Annotated in this window: 21 protein-coding genes and 1 pseudogene; 18 read left to right on the top strand and 4 right to left on the bottom strand. The window is 45.1% G+C overall.

Annotation, left to right across the window (positions count from 1 at the left end; translation table 11 throughout):
• The first annotated feature begins 32 nt into the window (after nucleotides 1–32).
• From B498_RS05310 to B498_RS05240, 18 genes and pseudogenes are all read left to right on the top strand, one after another.
• Nucleotides 33–344 carry a PTS sugar transporter subunit IIB gene (locus B498_RS05310; protein ID WP_008502517.1) on the top strand — a complete coding sequence of 104 codons (312 nt, stop codon included), beginning with the start codon at nucleotides 33–35 and terminating at the stop codon, nucleotides 342–344.
• A gap of 14 nt (nucleotides 345–358) precedes the next feature.
• On the top strand, nucleotides 359–1,681 hold the full coding sequence (locus B498_RS05305) for a PTS cellobiose transporter subunit IIC (protein ID WP_008502518.1): 1,323 nt from the start codon (nucleotides 359–361) through the stop codon (nucleotides 1,679–1,681).
• A gap of 22 nt (nucleotides 1,682–1,703) precedes the next feature.
• Entirely contained in the window at nucleotides 1,704–2,018 is a 315-nt protein-coding gene (locus tag B498_RS05300; protein ID WP_008502519.1) for a PTS lactose/cellobiose transporter subunit IIA, read from the top strand.
• Nucleotides 2,019–2,065: 47 nt separating this feature from the next.
• Nucleotides 2,066–2,971: an ROK family protein gene (locus B498_RS05295; protein WP_008502520.1), complete on the top strand. Its 906-nt coding sequence runs from the start codon at nucleotides 2,066–2,068 to the stop codon at nucleotides 2,969–2,971.
• A 77-nt stretch (nucleotides 2,972–3,048) separates the two neighbouring features.
• Complete coding sequence (locus tag B498_RS05290) at nucleotides 3,049–4,008, top strand: LacI family DNA-binding transcriptional regulator (protein ID WP_032623027.1); 960 nt, start codon at nucleotides 3,049–3,051, stop codon at nucleotides 4,006–4,008.
• A gap of 714 nt (nucleotides 4,009–4,722) precedes the next feature.
• Entirely contained in the window at nucleotides 4,723–5,163 is a 441-nt protein-coding gene (locus tag B498_RS05285; protein ID WP_008502523.1) for a hypothetical protein, read from the top strand.
• A 15-nt stretch (nucleotides 5,164–5,178) separates the two neighbouring features.
• Nucleotides 5,179–6,129: an ankyrin repeat domain-containing protein gene (locus B498_RS05280; protein WP_008502524.1), complete on the top strand. Its 951-nt coding sequence runs from the start codon at nucleotides 5,179–5,181 to the stop codon at nucleotides 6,127–6,129.
• Between the two features lie 201 nt (nucleotides 6,130–6,330).
• Nucleotides 6,331–6,738 (top strand): hypothetical protein, encoded by a 408-nt coding sequence (locus B498_RS05275; protein WP_008502525.1) that lies wholly within the window; start codon nucleotides 6,331–6,333, stop codon nucleotides 6,736–6,738.
• Nucleotides 6,735–7,994: a relaxase/mobilization nuclease domain-containing protein gene (locus B498_RS05270; protein ID WP_008502526.1), complete on the top strand. Its 1,260-nt coding sequence runs from the start codon at nucleotides 6,735–6,737 to the stop codon at nucleotides 7,992–7,994. The genes B498_RS05275 and B498_RS05270 overlap by 4 nt, the downstream gene beginning before the upstream one ends.
• Nucleotides 7,995–8,182: 188 nt before the next feature.
• Nucleotides 8,183–8,455 carry a hypothetical protein gene (locus B498_RS22510; RefSeq protein ID WP_008502527.1) on the top strand — a complete coding sequence of 91 codons (273 nt, stop codon included), beginning with the start codon at nucleotides 8,183–8,185 and terminating at the stop codon, nucleotides 8,453–8,455.
• Between the two features lie 48 nt (nucleotides 8,456–8,503).
• A complete protein-coding gene (locus tag B498_RS05265) occupies nucleotides 8,504–8,890 on the top strand; it encodes a hypothetical protein (protein ID WP_008502528.1) in 387 nt (128 codons plus the stop codon).
• A 26-nt stretch (nucleotides 8,891–8,916) separates the two neighbouring features.
• The gene (locus tag B498_RS05260; protein WP_008502529.1) at nucleotides 8,917–9,237 is read left to right on the top strand and encodes a hypothetical protein; all 321 of its coding nucleotides are present in this window, start codon (nucleotides 8,917–8,919) and stop codon (nucleotides 9,235–9,237) included.
• A gap of 99 nt (nucleotides 9,238–9,336) precedes the next feature.
• Nucleotides 9,337–9,453, top strand: a pseudogene (locus tag B498_RS23190) (DNA primase); the annotation flags it as partial.
• A 412-nt stretch (nucleotides 9,454–9,865) separates the two neighbouring features.
• Complete coding sequence (locus B498_RS05255) at nucleotides 9,866–12,022, top strand: AAA family ATPase (RefSeq protein ID WP_008502530.1); 2,157 nt, start codon at nucleotides 9,866–9,868, stop codon at nucleotides 12,020–12,022.
• Nucleotides 12,019–13,326 carry an McrC family protein gene (locus B498_RS05250; RefSeq protein WP_008502531.1) on the top strand — a complete coding sequence of 436 codons (1,308 nt, stop codon included), beginning with the start codon at nucleotides 12,019–12,021 and terminating at the stop codon, nucleotides 13,324–13,326. Before B498_RS05255 ends, B498_RS05250 begins: the two co-directional genes overlap by 4 nt.
• A 394-nt stretch (nucleotides 13,327–13,720) precedes the next feature.
• Nucleotides 13,721–14,851: a hypothetical protein gene (locus B498_RS05245; protein WP_008502532.1), complete on the top strand. Its 1,131-nt coding sequence runs from the start codon at nucleotides 13,721–13,723 to the stop codon at nucleotides 14,849–14,851.
• Nucleotides 14,852–15,240: 389 nt separating this feature from the next.
• Entirely contained in the window at nucleotides 15,241–15,639 is a 399-nt protein-coding gene (locus B498_RS23195; RefSeq protein ID WP_008502533.1) for a hypothetical protein, read from the top strand.
• A 12-nt stretch (nucleotides 15,640–15,651) separates the two neighbouring features.
• Nucleotides 15,652–16,758 (top strand): hypothetical protein, encoded by a 1,107-nt coding sequence (locus B498_RS05240; RefSeq protein ID WP_008502534.1) that lies wholly within the window; start codon nucleotides 15,652–15,654, stop codon nucleotides 16,756–16,758.
• Nucleotides 16,759–16,947: 189 nt separating this feature from the next.
• Here the strand turns inward: B498_RS05240 and B498_RS05235 are convergent, their stop codons facing one another.
• From B498_RS05235 to B498_RS05225, 4 genes are all read right to left on the bottom strand, one after another.
• Nucleotides 16,948–17,691 (bottom strand): LEM-3-like GIY-YIG domain-containing protein, encoded by a 744-nt coding sequence (locus tag B498_RS05235; protein WP_008502536.1) that lies wholly within the window; start codon nucleotides 17,689–17,691, stop codon nucleotides 16,948–16,950.
• A 211-nt stretch (nucleotides 17,692–17,902) separates the two neighbouring features.
• Nucleotides 17,903–18,130, bottom strand: coding sequence for a DUF1272 domain-containing protein (locus tag B498_RS22515; protein ID WP_071530982.1), 228 nt, complete (start codon nucleotides 18,128–18,130; stop codon nucleotides 17,903–17,905).
• 453 nt (nucleotides 18,131–18,583) lie between these two features.
• Nucleotides 18,584–19,630, bottom strand: coding sequence for a bifunctional transcriptional activator/DNA repair enzyme AdaA (locus B498_RS05230; RefSeq protein ID WP_008502537.1), 1,047 nt, complete (start codon nucleotides 19,628–19,630; stop codon nucleotides 18,584–18,586).
• On the bottom strand, nucleotides 19,614–20,390 hold the full coding sequence (locus tag B498_RS05225; RefSeq protein ID WP_008502538.1) for an isocitrate lyase/PEP mutase family protein: 777 nt from the start codon (nucleotides 20,388–20,390) through the stop codon (nucleotides 19,614–19,616). Before B498_RS05225 ends, B498_RS05230 begins: the two co-directional genes overlap by 17 nt.
• Nucleotides 20,391–20,421: the final 31 nt, after the last annotated feature.

The following is a 20,421-nucleotide window of genomic DNA, read 5'->3' on the forward strand; positions in this document are numbered from 1 at the left end:
TATATTCCAGCCATCAGTTAACAGGAGTCGTTATGAAAAAAATCATGTTGTGTTGCTCTGCCGGGATGTCCACCAGTCTGCTGGTAAAAAAAATGGTTGAGGAAGCCCAAAAGCGTGGAATGGAAGCGGAAATCAAGGCCTTTGGCGTGGCCGAATTTGCCGAACAGGTTGGCCACTACCAGGTGGTGTTACTGGGCCCACAGGTCAAATACATGCAGAGTGATCTGCAAAAACAAGCCGACAAATATGGGATCCGAGTCGAGCCGATCAACATGATGGACTACGGCATGCAAAAAGGGGGCGCCGTGCTCGATTTCGCACTCACCCTGATAGATAACAAATAATTAAGGGAAATCCCATGAGCTCTCTGTACTCTAAACTCATCAGCGTCATTGAACAAAAAATCACACCGATGGCAGGTGCTGTCGGTCAACAAAAGTATGTGACCTCAATCCGTGATGGTTTCATTACTGCTCTGCCCTTTATGATCGTGGGCTCGTTCATGCTGGTGTTTATTTTCCCACCGTTTTCGCCTGATACCACCTGGGGGTTTGCACAGGCGTGGCTGAAATTCTCGCTGGATCACCGCGATGCGCTGATGCTACCGTTTAACTTCAGTATGGGCATTATGACGCTCTTTATTTCGGTTGGGATCGCCGCAAGTCTGGCAAAACACCATGAACTGGATCCGCTGACCGCCGGAATGCTGTCACTGATGGCCTTTTTACTGGTCGCCGCACCACTAAAAGACGGGCAGATCTCCACAGCCTATTTTTCCGGTCAGGGGATCTTCACCGCCATTCTGGTCGCCATCTACTCCACTGAACTGTATGCCTTCCTGAAACGGAACAATATTACGATCCGCCTCCCGCCGGAAGTACCAACAGGCGTGGCACGCTCGTTTGAGATTCTGGTACCGGTTCTGGCCGTCGTCGTTACCCTGCACCCACTCAATCTTTTTATCGAATCACAACTGGGTATGATTATCCCGGAAGCGATCATGTCGCTGGTGAAACCACTGGTTGCCGCCTCTGATACTCTGCCTGCAGTACTGCTCTCTGTGTTGGTGTGCCAGGTTCTCTGGTTCGCCGGGATCCACGGTGCACTAATCGTCACGGGCATCATGAACCCCTTCTGGATGGCAAACCTGTCAGTTAACCAGGCAGCAATGGCGGCGGGCTCAGCGATCCCTCACATCTACGTTCAGGGGTTCTGGGACCATTATCTGTTGATCGGCGGCGTCGGCTCCACACTGCCGCTCGCCTTCCTTTTACTGCGCAGCAAAGCCATCCATTTACGCACCATTGGCCGCATGGGCGTGGTACCGGGACTCTTTAACATAAATGAACCCATTTTGTTCGGCGCACCGATCATCATGAACCCGCTGTTTTTCCTGCCATTCGTATTAGTGCCGATGGTTAATGCCACGCTTGCCTGGTTTGCGCTGGATCTCGATTTAGTCAGCCGCGTGGTCTCAATGACACCGTGGACTACACCGGCTCCTATTGGCGCGTCATGGGCCGCCAACTGGAGTTTCAGTCCGGTCATTTTGTGTCTTATGTGCATGGTGACATCCGCTGCGATGTACCTTCCGTTCCTGAAAGCCTACGAAAAACAGCTTATTGAGCAAGAGAATGAAAACGCGGTTGAACACGCGCAAGATGCGGCGCAGTCCGCCTGACAGATGTAATCAGAGGTAATACATGGAATTAGAAGAACAAGTTATGGGCATCATCATCAATGCGGGCCAGTCGCGCAGCCTGTGTTATGAGGCGCTAGGTTGCGCCAAACGTGGTGACTTTGAAGCCGCAGATGAACGAATGAAAGAGGCAACGCACTATGCTCGCGAGGCGCATCTGGTGCAAACGCAGCTCATTGAAGCCGATGAAGGCGAAGGAAAAACCAAAATGACGCTGGTAATGGTTCACGCCCAGGATCACCTGATGACGTCCATTCTGGCCAAAGAGTTGGTGACTGAACTCATCGACATCTACCGCACCCGCCCGCAACAGGCATAACGATAACCAGGAGAGGCTTTGGCCTCTCTTTTTTTACAGAGGGTTGTATGCACCATCTCGGACTGGATATTGGCGGCACAAAAATGGAAGCTGTGCTGCTCTCGCCGCAAGGGGAATGTCTCTGGCGTCAACGGCGCCCTACACAGAAGGAGAGCTATGATACGTTTATGCTGCATCTTGTTAGCCTGATTGAGGAATCACGCTCAATCAGCCCAGTGCCATTCAGCGTAGGGATCGGGTTGCCGGGTGCCATTGACCCGCAAAGCGGGCTAATCAAAAACTGTAATTGTCTGGTGCTCAACGGCCACGATCTCAAAACCGATGTAGCTGCTCGTATCCAGCAACCAGTGTGGATTGCCAATGATGCCGATTGTTTCACCCTCTCAGAAGCAGTGGACGGTGCGGGTGCAAAAGCGGATACCGTTTTTGGTGTGATTATAGGAACCGGCTGCGGCGGTGGGGTTGCCGTACACAAGCGCTTATTACAAGGCCCGAATGCCATTGCCGGTGAATGGGGGCACAACCCACTTCCAGGATATACACCAGCTTATGACGGTCCTGAGCAGCCTTGTTATTGCGGTAATATTAACTGTATTGAAACCTTTATTTCCGGCACTGGGTTTGCCCGTCGTTTCCCGGCTGAATTGACATCACAGAAGATTATCGAAGCCGCCGAACAAGGAAACCCGCAGGCTCGTGCACACTGGCAGCATTTCATTGACGCGTTCGCCCGGAGCCTCGCGTCAGTCATCAATATTCTGGATCCTCAAGTAATTGTGCTGGGAGGCGGACTATCAAACATCAGCAGAATTTATCATGAGCTTCCGGACGCAATAGTACCGTATATCTTTTCCAATTCCTGCCACACGCGCGTTGTTCCGGCCCGATTTGGCGATGCCAGTGGCGTACGCGGCGCGGCCTGGCTTCCTGGTCTTAATGCGCGGGAAACATGACGTTGACGACAGGTGATGTGGCGATTCTTCGGGAGGGTTATGTTAAGATGATGAAAACTCACCACGCAGAAAACACTATGCCAACGATGGATGATGTATCACGATTAGCCAATGTTTCCAGAGCAACGGTTTCCCGCGTGCTGACAGGCACGCGAGGCGTACGCGAAGAAAGCCGTGAAGCGGTTTTACGGGCGGTAGAAGAGCTGAATTACCGTCCAAGCTTTGCCGCGCAAAACCTGGCGAGTCAGTCATCAAGCTATATCGGCGTGGTGCTTTCCTCACGTGATGAGAACAGTGGTGCACGTTTACTTCCCGCACTGGCACGCGCCATGAAATTGCTCAACAAAACACTGATCGTCCAGTATGTCGATAACGCCATCGAACATGCTTCTTCGGTGGATGAACTACAGCGACAATGCGCTGCCGTTGTGGTGTTTGGCCCTATTCCGCCGGGAAGTGCCGATAACGTTATCTCGTTTGATCGGCCAGTCGTAGACGCGAAAAGTCAGGGCTACGATTTCGCTTTTGCTGCTGAGAGCGCCTGCCGCTATATGATCGGTAAAGGCCACCGCAATATCGCGCTGGTTATCGATAATGATACGGACGACACCAGCAAGCGGATGGTGGAAGGTTATCGAAACGTACTGCAAAATTACTCATTTCCGTTTAATCGCCAACTGGTGTTAACAGCCAATGAGGACGTTGAACGCGCACTGCTGACGCTGATAAACAGTCTGAGTAAGTTCACCGCAATCGTAGTAAAACGCGATGCTTACGCAGCAGAAGCAATGCGATTGTTCCGTGAATTCAATATATCCGTGCCGCAGGAAGTGTCACTGCTCAGCCTTGAAGACTCTCCGCTGGCCACACAGTTATACCCACAACTGACATGTATTTCCTGGCCGATGGAGCCCCTGCTGAACCAATGTGTACAACGCATTAAGAGTCTGGTTGAAGGCCGTCCACTTCGCGAAACGGAACTACCACCGATCATTGGTAAGCTCACTCCCCGCCAGTCGGTGATGGAAGTGAGTTAACCATATTCTACATGGGAGTAATGTCATGAATGCAGTCCGACCGTTAAGTATCCTTACGCTGTTCTTCATTGTTTCCAACCCCGTTGTGGCCCAAGAGGCGAGCCTGCCTTTGAAAGAACAAGTCCATACAGATGAAGGTACGATTTGTGTTTATGAACTTGCGGAGCATCGCGAAAAGATTGTGCTTCCTAATGGGCAAGACTGTCCTCGAACTATACAAAATACCCACTGATTGCGGACAACAGTTTGTTCATTATGAATCGCCACGGGTTTAACAGACATCTCAGAGCCATTTTAGCTCGCTTAAAGAACAGATGATTAATCCTGTGAGATATATGCGCTCTACAAATATAAATGAAGTTTTAAGCAGTCTATAAAATGGGAAAGGGGCGCAAGGCCCTTTCCCATTAAAATTACAATCTAAAACCTGATAGTTACCGGTTGTTTTTGTCATAAAACAAACTATTTCGATAGCGCCCCCTAATAAACACCCCCTTAAATACCCCCATCCTCAATAATCGTAAAAACAATAATTCATTTAAACCATAAATAGCACTTTTTGCTAAATGTTATTTTTATTATACAAAACATCAAATTAATTTAATTAAATAAAAAGAAAACGCTTGCGTAATTTTTTAACATTAAAAATAAATTTGATTTATATTTATTTAGTAATATATATTCATTTCACCAAAACAATAAAGGAGAATAAAAATGAAAAAACACAATTACCCAACACTGACAAACTATCTTGCCAAAACCAAAAAGAATGTAGATCTCTATAGATTATATAACCCACAATTTTCTGTATTCGGAAAACCAGTAAGTGAAGAGCAGGATTTTTATTTTTGTTACTTCTCCAGACATATGATTACTCAGAGAAATATCTTAACCCTCTTTTCTATTCATACTTTTCTCTCTTACAACATAAGCAAGAAAGAGACAATTAAATCATTTGTTCATTTTCTCAGAAACGCAAACCATGACGCCTTCAACAATGCATTCCAGTTTCGCGGGTGCAATATCATTTATCAAAACAAAAAAAGAGAAGTTAAAGAGATCTCATGGTTTTCATTCTCACGGATCTATGACGATATCGTCAAAATCAAAGAGTATAGTGCTAACAATGAAATTTATAACAAATTCGCAGCTTAATAAAGGAGAATAGCCATGACAATGTATACAATAGATAATTTGTTTTGCAGTTGGACCAGAGAGAACGTCCATGATTGTATCAAAGCAGGAATCGACATTAATTCATTAAATGAAGATGGTCGTAATGCTCTTTTCTTTTGTAATCATGTGGACGCTGTAAAAGCAATGATTAAAGCAGGCATAGAAATAAGCCTCACAGACCGTTATGGTAATAACGCATTGTTCTGTAACACTAACCCAAAAATTCTGGAATTGTTAATCCATTCAGGCATTAATATTCAGCATAAGAATAATAAAGGTCAATCCTGCCTTCACCCGAAGAGCAATGATATAAAGTGCGCGGAGATCCTTTTTAACTCAGGAGTAGATATTCACAGTATCGATAATAAAGGCCAGACCGTTCTGTATAATCTCTACTCCGAGGATACTTTTGATTACTGGATAGAAAAAGGCTGTAATATTAATCACACTGATCATAATGGTAAATCAGTACTCGATTTGTCTGTAGACAATGGAAAGTGGCATTACAAATCAAACGTCAGTGCTCTTATCCGTCATATAGAAAAAATCGATAGCATACCTGTTTTAATCAGACATATCACCTATAACTCTTTAGAGCTTATTAAATCCCTCAAACAAAATGGTGTTAATTTCATGCTTGCAGAGCATAGTACAGTTGAATTATATGTTAAAGACATGAGATCAATCTTTAATGAAATAAAACAACATATCGAAATCAAGCACACACAGTTTTATAATTGTCGCAATGAGCATATTGGTATCTACACCGGCATAGAGAGAGTGAAATGGTTTATTCGAAATGGTATCCGAATGGACGACGATATACTCAGACAGCGTTTTGACTCCGATAAGATTTTTTCTTATATCGCAGGAAGAGAGAAAAAAGATCTGTTAAAAGAAATGAAGCCAGAGATCCCTCGTGCGCCTGTGCGAAAAAGACTTTAAAATTCTGAAGTGAACACCCCTCTTCTAAGTCTGAAAGGTTTTATTTCATGATAACTCAGCTAATAAGTCCTCTTGGGTATACTATTTGTTAAATGGTATACCTTTTTTAACCCAGCTAATTAAAATATTTACCCTACAACAACTTGACTTATTCACCTCATCGGTTATCTGTAGTAATAAACATGCAATAAAAGGATAACTATGAACAGTGACATGAGTAATGATGATGATATAACCAGAGTATCAAAACGCGGTAAATTCCATACTGACAAACTTCCTGATAATGAAATACGAAGTCACTGCATCAGTGTCAGATTAAATGAGGAAGAGTTAATTATTCTCGACAGTAAGAGAGGCCAGTATAAAAAAGGAGAATGGCTTAGAATAGCATCTCTGAATAAACTCCCACCGGTTCTGCCTGAAATTAATCGTGAAGCATGGGTTAAACTCGGCAACCTTTCGCAGGATTTAAACCACCTGCTGAACCATCTCGACAGCAAAAGCCCTGACAGCGAACTGACCCGTACAGAACTCTTTGCCCTGCGCAGACAAATAAAAACTCTTCGCGATCACCTTATTCCTACAACCTTTCTGGAGTCAGAACGATGAAAGGCATGCAGAAAATAAAAAGGGGTAAACAATTCGCTGGTGTGATTCTCTACAGCCTGAAATCAGGTTCTCACCACAAAATCTCGCCTTATGTTATCGGTGGCAACATGACGGGCAGCACTGCTGCAGAGCTTATAAATGAATTTGAAGGTATCCGACTGCTGCGTCCCGATGTCGCCAAACCTGTCTGGCATAATTCGCTTCGCCTGCCAAAAGGTGAGAGTCTGTCAACCAAACAGTGGGCAGCATTCGCTGACGATTATATGGCCCGAATGGGGTTCACTGACACTCATCTTCGCTGCTATATCATGCACGATGATTCGGATGGGCAGCATATCCATATAATAGCTAACAGAATTAATATGGTTGGTGGGAAGCTGTACCTGGGAAAAAATGAAAATCTTGTCAGTACACGGATTATCAGTGAGCTGGAGAGAGTACACGGTCTCACCGAAACTACGGGTGTAACCGGTAGTCGCCGCCAGGATAAAAGAAAGCCTTCCCGTAATGAACTGATGATGGCAGAACGCACAGCAGCTCCCTGCCCTAAGTCACAGTTGCAGGCCCTTATCGACAATGCATTAACCCCCCGTCCCGATTTACTAACCTTTGTTCGCTTACTGGAACAGGAAGGAGTGAGCTGCAAACCCAATATCGCCACAACGGGTAAAATGAATGGATTTTCATTTCAGTACCAGGGTATTGCCTTTAAAGCCTCTCAATTGGGTAAAAAATATGGCTGGTCTTCCCTGCAAGCACTGATTGATTTTACGCCGGAGCATCTGACTTTACTAAAAGATGCGCAGAAGCCCACAGAACCTACAACTGCGCCAGTGCCAGTGCCAGTGCCAGTGCCAGTGCCAGTGCCAGTGCCAGTGCCAGTGCCAGTGCCAGTGCCATCATGCGAGCCTGAAGAACAGGTTGCAAACCGGGAAACGATTCTGGAGAAAATCCTTCAGCTTGAAGAAAAAATTCGCCTGGAAAGACAACAGGAAATAGTGAGAGTCATTCAACTCAGGAGCAAACTGCACAATACAGCTCGTCAGACACCCCACCAGCGTCGGCTGTATTCGTGGCTTGCATTGCTTGGCCATATTGCGGCACTTCTCAGGCGCAGGGGTATGTCTCTGTTACATGCCACTGCACATCCTTTCCACCAAATCCTGCACCTGCATCTTCTGACACCGTGTCATTCCATGACAACAAATCCCATTAAAGAACAATTAGTTAAAAATAACTCCCATCCTGCACTATAAGTTACTTAGTCCATACTTTAGTGATAGTCAACAAAATATTGATCGTTTATACAGATCGATAATTTGGTTATGATAGTCATAACCTATTAACAGAGATCCATCGATCGGTACAAGCAATTTTACTAAAGCGGAGCATTCATCGAAAATGTTCAAAAATACATCACCTTAAATCAGGCCACGGAGTCATGATGGAAAATAAAACGATTAGCTGCCCCTTCTGCTTTACACAAAGCCCGCACGGCGTGCGGATTTGCAAAGGCTGCCATGCAAAAGTGGCCTATGGTGAAAGTCCTCTCAGTGTTGCATTCCTTTTTCAATTCGTGGCATTAGCTCTCGCCTGGTTAGTATTTTCATTGACCGGCAGCACTCCTGTCTCAGTCATCACGTTTTTTGCCAGTGTTATTATTCTTATCTGCATAATTAAAAAGACCTATGCAGACAGAGTTATCTTTATACGGTGATATTAATTTCACACCATAGCAAACATAAATAATTAATATGAGTGACCTATGAACAAATCCATTACTTCTGCGTTTTTTATTTCCGCTTTATTTATTTCTGGCTGTTCGACATCAGGCAATCAACATCTCAAAAACGAAACATCACAAAGTCTGCAGTCAAAAATCATCAAAAATAAAACAACGAAATCAGAAATAATTACCGCATTAGGTGAGCCCGAAACCAGAACCACACTTGATAGTGGCAATGAGGAATGGATTTATTCGATGGATAACAATCAGTTTGATGCCACCACATTTATTCCCCTTGTTGGGCTGCTGACGGGGGGCTCACAGACGCAGGCCAAAACGCTTGAAATCGAATTTAAAGGAGAAACTGTCAACAAATGGTCGTTCTCTGAAAATAAAAGCAGAATGAATACCGGTCTGATTCAATAACTCATCTTACAGCCAAGGAATTATTTATGAAAACTTATGCCGTTATCACACTCGTTACCGCTGTCTTTTTGCTGAGCGGCTGTAACAGCGAACCCTCCGAACAGGATATTTACACGGCCATGAATAAGGTCGTGGAACAGACGAATGCTTTCGTGAAATCTATAGCAGGCAAGGATGTCCCTAAAGACGCACTGCGCGAATTAAAATCAGTCAAAAAGCATGACTGCGTAGAAGTATCTGATAAAAGCTATAAATGCAATGTGACGGCTATTGTCGATAACGAAAAGCGTACTGCTGCTGTAACCCTTGTCAATACGGAAGATGGCTGGCAGGTCGTTGATAAGTAGAGCCACTATAAAGCCATCGCGACAGGTGGGACACCGAATGGGTGGCCCTCCTTTTCTATTGCATCTGGTGTCCTGCCGGATACGCCTGCTCCATTTATCTCCAGTACCCTCTGCGACAGGGTCGCCCGCTTTCACGGCACCGCCTTTCGTGCCTGGCTGGCCTTCCTCACCCACGACATGGACGCCAGCACCACACTGGCAAGAGAGTTACTTCGCTGCTAGACGAAGCTAAAATGCACATGCTCAATGTCTTTACCTTCAGCTGCTACATAGCTTTGGACATGACGATTTACGGAAAGGCTCATAAAGGTTCAAATCATTACATAATAACTATTATTGTTTTTTATCAATAAATTATGAAAAAACATACCTTGACCGAGGCATCCATAGTGCTATGTTTACGGTAATCGACACAGCGCTTGGGCTGCACTCCTGAGGGACCATGACATTCGAGGATGATGCCTGTCTGCTATGTCAGGTTGATCAAACTCTTCGCCCCGCAAGCGAGACAATCAGCACGGAAGATTAATATTATTGGCAATCTGTAGCGAAGAGTTGCAGTACTGCCCCTTCCATCATCCACAATGATAGCTATCAGTAAGTTAACGAAAATGAGAGGGCATCGGAAATGCTCGAAGTTGAATTTCAGGAATGGTTGAAGAGCAAAGGCGCCAAAACGCAAGCAGGCCTCAATTCCCGTATTTATGCTGTCAAAACTATAGAAAAAAATCTCGCAGCACTTGGTTCTCCTCATGCAGATCTGGATGCAGCCTACAAGGCGGATGGATTTGCGCAATTGCGACAGCGGATCAAAGAGATTCGCCGTGATGCCAAAGATAACGGCGATGACTATCGGTTGCTAATGCCTGAATCAGAGCAACCGCTTAACCGATTGTCCAACTGGAATAGCTGGCTCGGACAATATGGACGCTTCCTGAGCGGTGATGACTCTCAGGCCGACGAAATTCGGGATTATGTCCTTGAAAACTACATCACCCCAGCCAGAGAGCGAGGTGACGCAAGTGTCACCCTGGTAGTTGGTCCTCTGAATACTGAAATGGGTCTCGACAAGGGATGGCCGAACATCTGTCAGGCTCTTGATGGTCAAAAATTTCAGGAACTAGCGGATGTTCCCCCTCCGGTGACGGAAGGACCTAAAAAGAGCACAACCCGGAAATATACGTTCATCCTTACGGAAGGAAGCGAACTGGTGGCCCAGACTAAACCAACTCCGACTAACCTTATTTTTTACGGTCCTCCAGGTACCGGAAAGACCTATCACACGGCGAGGGAAGCCGTAGCGCTCTGCGATGGCAAAGATGCCTATCCGAACTCAAAAGATGGGCGTGTGGCCCTGATGGCGCGCTATAACGAACTGATGGCAGAAAAGAGAATCTCTTTCGTCACATTCCACCAGAGCTATGACTACGAAACCTTCGTTGAGGGTCTTCGTCCAGAAATCGGTGAAGATGAGTCTTCGTCTGCTGGATTCAGACTCATGCCTACGCCGGGGCTCTTCAGAGAAATTTGTGCCCTTGCCGATCAGGCCAGAACACAACCCCGTGCACAGACAGATGCCTCGGCACTGCAACTATCCCAGAAACGCTTCTGGAAAATGGGGCAAGGGACAATTGGCACCGAAGACGATGTGTATGAAGATGCCCGCGACAATGGGTATATCGCTCTGGGGTGGGGTGGGACCATAGACTGGAGCGCGGATAGATTCTCATCGTTCAACGCGATTCATGATGAATGGATCAAGCAAAATCCAGGGAATCTGACGCCTAGTAACTGGACGCAAACCTATCCCTTCCGTTGCGAAATGAAGCCTGGTGATATCGTGATTGTCCCTTACGGGAACACTGCGTTTCGCGCTATCGCTGAAATAACTGGTGATTACTATTTCGTTCCTGAAGCCGAAGGTTACTATGCCCACCGCCGCCCAGTTCGCTGGCTACTGACCCTTGATGAACCACTGCCACTCGATACAATTATCGATGGTAACTTCACCATGCGGACGCTCTATTCCATTGCCACCAGTCGTGTGAATATCCCGGCGCTAGGCAGACTGCTCTCGAGTACAGAGAACCTGGATAATAGTTCCGATGTTAAAGGACAACCAGAACAATTCGTCCTCATTATTGATGAGATCAACCGGGCAAATATCTCGAAAGTGTTCGGTGAACTGATTACGTTAATTGAGCCGGATAAACGTCTTGGAATGCCTGATGCACTCACCGTAACTCTGCCTTATTCGAAAAAGAAAGATTTTGGCATCCCCGCCAACCTTCATATCATAGGCACCATGAATACCGCCGATCGATCCATCGCATTGCTCGACACAGCATTAAGGCGGCGATTCAACTTCCGGGAAATGGCTCCCGACGCAACCCTGCTAAGTGAAGTAGAGGGGATCGATCTCAAAGCCGTTCTTACCACCATCAACCAGCGTATTGAATATCTTATAGGTCGGGAATATCGCATTGGACACGCCTTCTTTATCAATTGTGAATCCAGGGCACAAGTTGAAGATGCAGTGCGCAATAAGGTCATACCGCTGTTACAAGAGTATTTCTTCGAGGACTGGAGCCGAATCGCGGCAGTGCTGGGCGATGGTTTTATGCAGGAAGCGCAGATTTTACCGCCACCCGGAATAGAGGGGGAACCATTATCAAGCTGGTCGGTACGTGCACCGTTCAGAAATGACGCCTTTGATCGACTGATAGGCAAAACCAGAACGTTAAATGTCACCGATCTTGAGGTGGCTGGTGAATCGAAAGAATGACGCACCTCACGGTTCGCGAATGGGGTGGTGTTTGTGTGAACACTGAAAGCAGCATAAACGCTCCTCATGCTTTTACCCGCCCTCAGGCTAACGCGCTGCTTACGGCGGCGCGCGAGCATCCGCTGGCAAATCAGCACGGTACTAATATCTTAATCGATCGCCATAACAAAATTATTTCCGGGCAAATGGTTGGGGTCATTGCCGCTCCGGGATGTAGCCTTGAGATCCTGCCCAAATTCGACGACGAGACGATAGAACCGGACGCCACAATACGCAATCGCCTGATACGTATGCTTGATGTCGCCCTCGGCCTTAAACTCGGCAATGGACAGGCTGCAACAATGGCGAGACAAGCTGAAAGCTTACTTGAGATACTCATCCGCTTGTTCGCCGAGCGACTCTTATCTGAAGTACATCGGGGATTACCGCGCACCTATTTGGCACAGGAAGACGATTTGCCTTCATTGCGCGGAAGGCTCAATATCAAACGACAATTCACTACGCTTGCCGTCCGCCCCGACCGTCTCGCCTGTCGTTACGACGAACTGTCGGCTGATACCGCCCTGCTTCGAATTATGAAGGCGTGTGTAGTTCTGCTTCACCATTATGCCCGCGCTGCTGATACGCTCCGTCGTCTGAATGAATTGCGCATCCTGTTAGCGGGTGTTAGCGACGTCCCTTTCAGTCATCTGCCGTGGTCACAGGTACGGATCGACCGAACCAATCATCGCTGGGAAGCCCTCTACAATCTGGCACGTCTTCTCCTGCGACGCGACTGGCAAGCTACACACCACGATAAACGAGCGCAGAACGGGATTACACTGCTTTTCCCAATGAACGACCTGTTCGAGGCATATATAGCGGCGCTGGCGAAGCGTGCTGTACGCGGTACGGAATGGACGGTTCGTGCACAGGCAGGCAGATTATACTGTCTGATCGAGGACGTAAAAGAAGGCAAACCACGCTTCCAGACCCGACCGGATCTGCTTATCGAGCGGGACCATCAGATTGTTATGATCATAGACACTAAATGGAAGCGTATTGGGCGTCATCCCGAAGATGCCAGGCATGGCATATCGCAGGCTGATGTTTACCAAATGATGGCCTATGCACGGATTTATCAATGCCCACAAGTTATGCTTCTCTATCCACATCATGCAGGTCTGGGAACGCAACCTCTGAATGCAGGCTATAGGATTCTAGCAGGCAAGGAACAATTACAGGTGGCTAGTGTGAATCTGGCTCTCGATGAGGACAAGATTGTCGAGCAGTTAATTAACCTACTCGGCATCAACACGCAGTGAGGTGAAAAGGCGAGACCGTTACACCTTGAGGCTCGGCTCTCTCAATAACCTCAACCACGATTAAGGCTCAAACTTACATGATCATTTAATGCACTTAATATACTGGGCTTATACTCTTGGTACGTAGAGAATAACAGTAGGACATGTCCACTATGAGCGAGAAGCGGACGTAGTAATTAGCTTGGTTAATTAACATCATAATAACTGCCCCATTTGCATGAATCGGTTATAAATAGGAAAGTCTCTTCTCATTTGCATATGAACTATTGATGTTTGATGTTGCAAATACTCGCATTACACTGGTATTATCTTCTTTCAAAGGATAAATATTGGATAGTGGTTGTTTAAGTTAATTTTCCCGAACCTTAATGAGTATTTAGATAAAGGATTTTTTATGATTGACGAAAACAGCATGATGCGAGCAAGTTTGCTATCCTATCGCAATAGAAAATTGCTTAATGAGAATGCCGATATAATATCGATTGTTGAATTTATCATTTATTCTGATAGTAGATTTACCGGTCAAGTCTCAGATGAAGAAGCATATTCTTTTTTAAATATGCTTCCATTATCCCATGATGATGTGGTTCCTTCTATTACAATACGAGCTAATTGGTCTGTAGATATAAACAAGATGGTATTTTTAGGTGCGGAGCCTTATACTTCTGATTTTCATGGAGGATGGTATACTGATGAAATTGCGGCACTCATCAGTTTAAAACTTGGTGTTAGAGCCCACGCTGGCACAGTCACAAGAGAATATAATTACTACGCCCCAGAGTATGGGCAGCCAAGAGCAGAACAAAACCCACCGCCACCCTTTTTCAGTAAAAATAAAAAATTAATCATTCCATTCTGCAAAAAAAATATAAGTATCGAGGGGTTAAAAGAAGTAAACAACATACATCATCTGAATGAAACGGATTTCAATCATTTGATAAGAGCAGCAAGAAGTTTTCAGGACAGTCTTTGGATTTGTGAATCTTCACCTAATCTTGCATGGCTACTCATGGTTTCAGCCTTGGAGACCGCGGCTCAACAATGGGATCAGAGTAAGGGAAGCAATATTGAAAAATTTAAAGAGTCAAAACCTAATTTATTCAATGAATTAAATAACGAACAACACAGAAATCTTATACCAATTATATCCGATGAGTTTTCCAGTACATTCGGGGCAGGAAAAAAATTCCGAGATTTTTGTGTTGCATTCCTACCTGATGAACCACAGGAACGCCCTAATTTTGGTCGAATAAAATGGAAGAAACAACCACTGAAAGATATCTTTATTAAGATTTATAATTTGCGTTCTATTGCACTACATACTGGCCAACCGTTCCCAGCCCCTATGTGCTCGGCACCAGATAGCCACTTTGGTATTTCCGAAATGGGTGTGACTGCATTGGCCTCATCGACCTTAGGAGGGACATGGACTCCAAAGGAGGCACCAATCAATCTTAACATATTTTTCCATATGACTCATTCTATATTAAATAAATGGTGGGATAGCTTATATCTACCAAATTAAAATAATATGTCTAACTATTAACTCTAAGAACAATTAGCCAAAATTTTTATAGGTGCTCTAGCGTCCGTTATCTGGCACACAGCGGACCAACCAGCTCGTTGTCGGGTCCGCTGTGTGTGAGCAGCGGAGGTCTACTCATTTAGCCCGTATCCACTATTGGTGGGTAAGATCAGATGCAGTATGCATACTTTGCACCTGATCATTTCGCAGAGGCTGTATTACTACCCCCCTAAAATCAAGTAGGATCATTTTATATTCTAATTTTCAATCACTTAGCGTAGAAGGTGGTTTAGCTTCGGTTTTATAAAGCTAAAGCTCTTGACCACTGGCTTCAAACGCATGAAAATGTAATTATTATAAAAATCGATTGATTTTCAAAGGAATAAAACATGTGCTTACCTAATTATGAGTGTAAAAGTGATCACAGAATTCCTGGCTGGAATAAAATTGAAAAGAGTAAATGGGTGATCACTTCTCAAGAAGAGAAACAAGTATTCATGGATGGTTTTAATGCTCATTGGTTTCAGGATAAAATAATCTGGTCTTTAAAAGCTGTAGGTAATACTTTGGAAACCTTAGGTGAAGATCATCGCCCTCGCTATGTGCCTAAAGGTAAACAATATACAGAGCTTGTCATAGCTAAATTCGTTGAACATAGAGAAAACCATTGGCACGGATACCCTGTGAATGTTCTTACTGACTTTCCATGTAGTGAAGTTTTTAAAGTTTGGAGCCAAACACCCGGCATCCCTAAAAGATCAATCATGAAACTGAATAAACCTAGATAGCGGGGAAATATAATGGCTGAAATCAATATAAATATCGCTGGCGATTTTATTGACTCATTTATATACTCTGGAGTTCTATTCACAGTCGATACAAATGGAATTCTTTGTTCTTATAGCTGGAGAAATTTGGTAGATAGTTATTTTAGATTATATTCAAACCATTCTAATTTTCACAAAAAAATTCTTGACTGCAGAAATGATAATAATTTAAAAATTGAAGAGAACATAACAATTTTTTTTGATAAAGAATTTCTAGAAAAGAATCAAAAAGGAACTTGTTGCGATTTAGATGTATGGAATACTGATTTAGATGTAAAGGATAATATACTCTATATTTCCTCAGAACGTGGCCTTGTCTCTTTGCCATTTTTGGAAGAATGGGATAATGGTAAGGTCATGAAATTTAACCAACTTATCCCTCTATGGAAAGAAGCAAAAGTTTTTGGTCTCAGTACAGGTTCTTGGGGAAGAACTATTCTTGCCGCAGGTGATAATGGTGCGCTCGAAATAATGAATGATGGCGTAGAGCAGTTACAAAAGATTGGCTTCCATAAGAATAAAGAAAAAATTATCGATAATAATATTTGCTTAGACTGCGAATGGAGTTCCAACTCCACCTTGGCAATTCTAGACGGGTTAGATAGTAAAGCAATGTATATGTTCGACTCAATAGACAGTGACTCTAGGTTTAAAAGAAATAACAATAGCAATCAGAATAGAATAACAGAAGATGATATAAAAAAAATAGCAAATATTCTAAATAAAGAGACAGCAAAAGATATATCCAAAAAAGAAATACAACACTCATGGTTCGAAGGCAGTAGGCTATATGCTGTAGATTCAAATAATAAAAGATTTTATTTCAAAGCTGGTAGTTGGGTAGAGGTTAAAGGCTGGGAGTTAGACGAAAGTGATGCAGTGTTAAAACTAAAAAATATCACTGCCGGGAAATTTATTGAGACTGATAGCGATGCATTGTTTAGAGTCGTAAATGGAAAGAAAGAACTTTTGTCAGAAGATTTTACATCTTGGCGAGTTTTTCCTAGATCAAAAAGTTATCAAGATAGAATTCATGTAGTAAACGATGAATATCTTCAAATAAAGATATTTAATATTTAAATTATCTTTGACGCGAGGTAGGCAACTATGCCCGCGTCAAATTGTAATCATCCCAGCAAAACTAACCATCAGCGTTTAGGGAGTATCTGGCACTTCAACGTCCGCTTATGGCACGAAGCGGACATTGGCAGCCTCAACAACATGAAAAGCATTAAGGTGTATTAACCAATGGATGGAAAGCAAGTCGGTTTATTGTGCCAGCCCAACTTTTACGAAAGGACTACCGTGACTGCGCGATTTTTTGATTAGCTTGCCTACGTATAATTCTCTGACTTCTGGTGATGCAATTCGCCCAACAAACTCTGAACGGTTGGTTTCGGGGGGGATAATCAGTTCCCGAGTAAAGTACTGTTGAGAGCCTGCCTTTAGCCAGCACTGTATCTCGTAGACTTCCATCACCAAACCGCCATAGGTTGCGTATGCAAACTGCAGGTTTTCATCTTTTGGTACTTTTGCCCAGACGCCACGCGTAGCTTCATATAATGCAAGTGCACTCATGCCAGACTTGTAGGTGCTGTTTAGCAAAAAAGCGAGCCCTGCATGTTCAGGTGCAATTTCCATCTCTTGCTTAAGAAGGAGATGGTTGAGCTCATCCAGCGTGATTCGCCCCATAAGTGAGCTGCTTCCTCGTACTTTGTTGGTCAGTTCTCCAACACCTAAGAGATCAATACATGTTGCTTCAACAAGCTTCGCGGTTGCCTCATCCATGCCATGGCGTAGTATGTCGATTCCCAGATTTCCTGTTTTTAACAGATGATTAATTCGTTCTGATTTCGGAGAGCCATCATTACACTTTATATGATCAAGACAGCGTTCTGACTTGCCTTTGCCTATATAAAACGGTTTTTTTGATACATCTTCAGTGTCATAAAATGCATAAACATAGAACTTAGCCATCCCTAACGCTTTCGAGTATTTTGAAAAATCTTTCACAACCTTGCTTCCTTAGGACAAAAGTACTTAATTTCCCTATCGGCACTATAGTTCAGAACTTAAGAGCAAAACAAATAGCATATAGATTGACTGATCTGCCCCCATTGATAAATAAGGGCCAAAGTTAGCAACGTTCGCGTGTGGCATTCAACGGACGGCTAGCAAGATCATGAAGAGCGTTATAAGCAAGGAGCGAACATAGTTTTCATCTCTACTGTTTATAGCGACGCTGACTGGATGCAGGGTGTCGCAGGAGGGATGCTTCGGGGCGTATTGGACGTCGCACCAGCTCCCCTCCGCAGTTCGGACACCGGCCATTAAGTCGTTGAGACACGCAATCGACGCAGAATGTGCATTCAAATGAACAGATGAATGCCTCTTTTGATTCAGGTGGCAGATCTTTATCACAGCATTCGCAATTAGGACGGAGTTCAAGCATGGTGCTCTCTTATTGTTAAAGGGGCATCATTAGATATATCAAAGGCAAACTACCTGTATCGCCTTCGGTTGTTAGTGTGTATTAGGTGAGCATGGTCTACAGTCTGGAAAATTCAAGAGAGTGAATTATCCGACAGAAACGCTCACTTTCGGAAACGAACGACAAGCCTATAGCGTCCACCAGAGCCTAAACTAGCACGGAAAATCCCGCACCCAACAATCAACTTAAAAATCAAGAAGATACAAAAACCCTTCCATATCAACATCATCGCCGCTCTTTTTGCGCCTTCCCCTTCACGCAAAAAATCAAAATCCCTAACAAACTCAACCACCTCGTCCACCAATTACAAGGACGCCAGCCCATCGGTGATTACCAGAGTCATCCGATGAAGTCCTAAGAGCCCGCACGGTGCAAGCCCTGCTGGCTTTTTATTGCCCTCAACATGTCACGCCATTAAACATAATTTCTCTCATGCTCAATAAGCCATTCTTTGCGTGAAATCCCCCCTCCGTAACCTGTCATCGTCCCATCTTTTCCAATTATCCTGTGACAGGGGATCACAATCGCAATCCGGTTGGCACCGTTAGCGGCAGCGACGGCGCGCACAGCATTGGGCTTATTAAGCCGTAGTGAAATGGCCTGATAGTGTGAGGTCTGTCCATAGGGAACCGCACGCAACGCATGCCAGATGGATTGTTGAAAATCACTGCCCGGAGCATCTAAAGCGAGATCGAACTGTCGGCGCGTTCCGGCAAAATACTCGCCGATCTCTTTTACTGTCTGCCGGGTATGGCTGTTTTCGCCGGTGACGATTCTGGCGTTAAATAAACGCTGGATATCGCGGAATTCTGTTTCTAACATCCGGCGATCGGTAAACTCCAGCAGACAGACTCCTCGGTCTGTTGCGCAGACAAACATCGGTCCAAGCGTCGTGGTAAACCGGTGAATGACAATCACCTGGGTTGCCTGAGTCGGCGCTGCGCCAGTAAGCCGCTTGTAGGTATAACCAAAGCCGCTCAGCGATTCATAGCCATTGTCCAGCGCAACGTCAGTCGCCGCTCGTCCACTTTTCAGCTCCTGCAGGGCAACGTTGACCCGCTGCATTCGCTGGAAAGCCTGAAAAGTGATGCCGTGATGTTGCAGGAACCAGCGCCTTACCCGCTCCGGGCTGATGCCATGCTGACGAAGCTCCGCGTCTGCTACACGGGATTTGATATCGCGCCTGACAAGCGCAAGCGCCTGCTCAACGAATAATGGCGCGCTGTGCGCATTTTCCGCAGGTCTGCAGACCTTACAGGGACGAAAGCCGTTCGCCAGGGCAGATTTGGCATCTTTATAAAATTCGACATTTTCGCGCTTGGGCTTTCGCGCCCGGCATACCGAAATGCAGAAAACGCCCGTGGTTTTGACGCCAACAAAAAACACGCCAGTGTAGTCTGAAGCACGTTCAAGTAATGCCTGATACCAGATATCACACAGATTTTTATCGGTTATTTTCATCACCAAAAAGTCCTTCAAACGTCTGACGAGATCGGATCGCATGCATGACATCAGTCAGCGTTGACTGCATCGCTGAATGAACAAAATTGCCCATTGAAATGCGGCTTACCCCTGCCCGTTTCAGCCTGTCGAATGACGGAAGATCGGGCATACACATGACATTCAAAGGCAATCCCGTTGCCTCTGCAATGAGGCTGATGTCTTTCTCTGACGTGAGGCAGGGAACAAAAAGGCCGTCAGCACCTGCAGCTTTATAGCGTTGACCCCGTAATATTGTCTCCTGCAACGCGTCTTCATGCCCGAGCAGGTACGTATCAGTCCGGATGTTCACGAACAGGCTATAATTTTCGCTTCTCAGCGTATCGCACACTGTTCTCAAGTTACGGGAAAAATCAGAGGCATCGTCAAGCTGACGAACCCCGTTTATGACTCGGCTGTCTTCAAGGTTAACGCCTGCGACGCCTGTCTGAGCAAGGCGCCGCAAATTGTCTGCTATCTGTTTGGCTGAATCACCATACCCTGCTTCCATGTCAACGCTCACTGGCAGGTTGCTCACAGCCTGGATCCGGGTGACCATATAAAATAGCTCATCAAACGGTACTCCCTGCCCGTCGTCATATCCCAGTGTGGACGCGATTGCCGCGCTGGACGTTCCCAGTACCTGATAGCCTGCTTTTTGCGCAGCGACAGCACTGGCGGCATCCCAGACGTTGGCGATAAGAAGAGGCACATGCTGATAGTGGCGTTCTGCAAAGTTCATATTCACACCCTCTCGATAGATTGAAAATGAA

Origin of the sequence: Enterobacter sp. SST3 (assembly GCF_000286655.1) — a bacterium.
Lineage (GTDB): Bacteria > Pseudomonadota > Gammaproteobacteria > Enterobacterales > Enterobacteriaceae > Enterobacter > Enterobacter roggenkampii.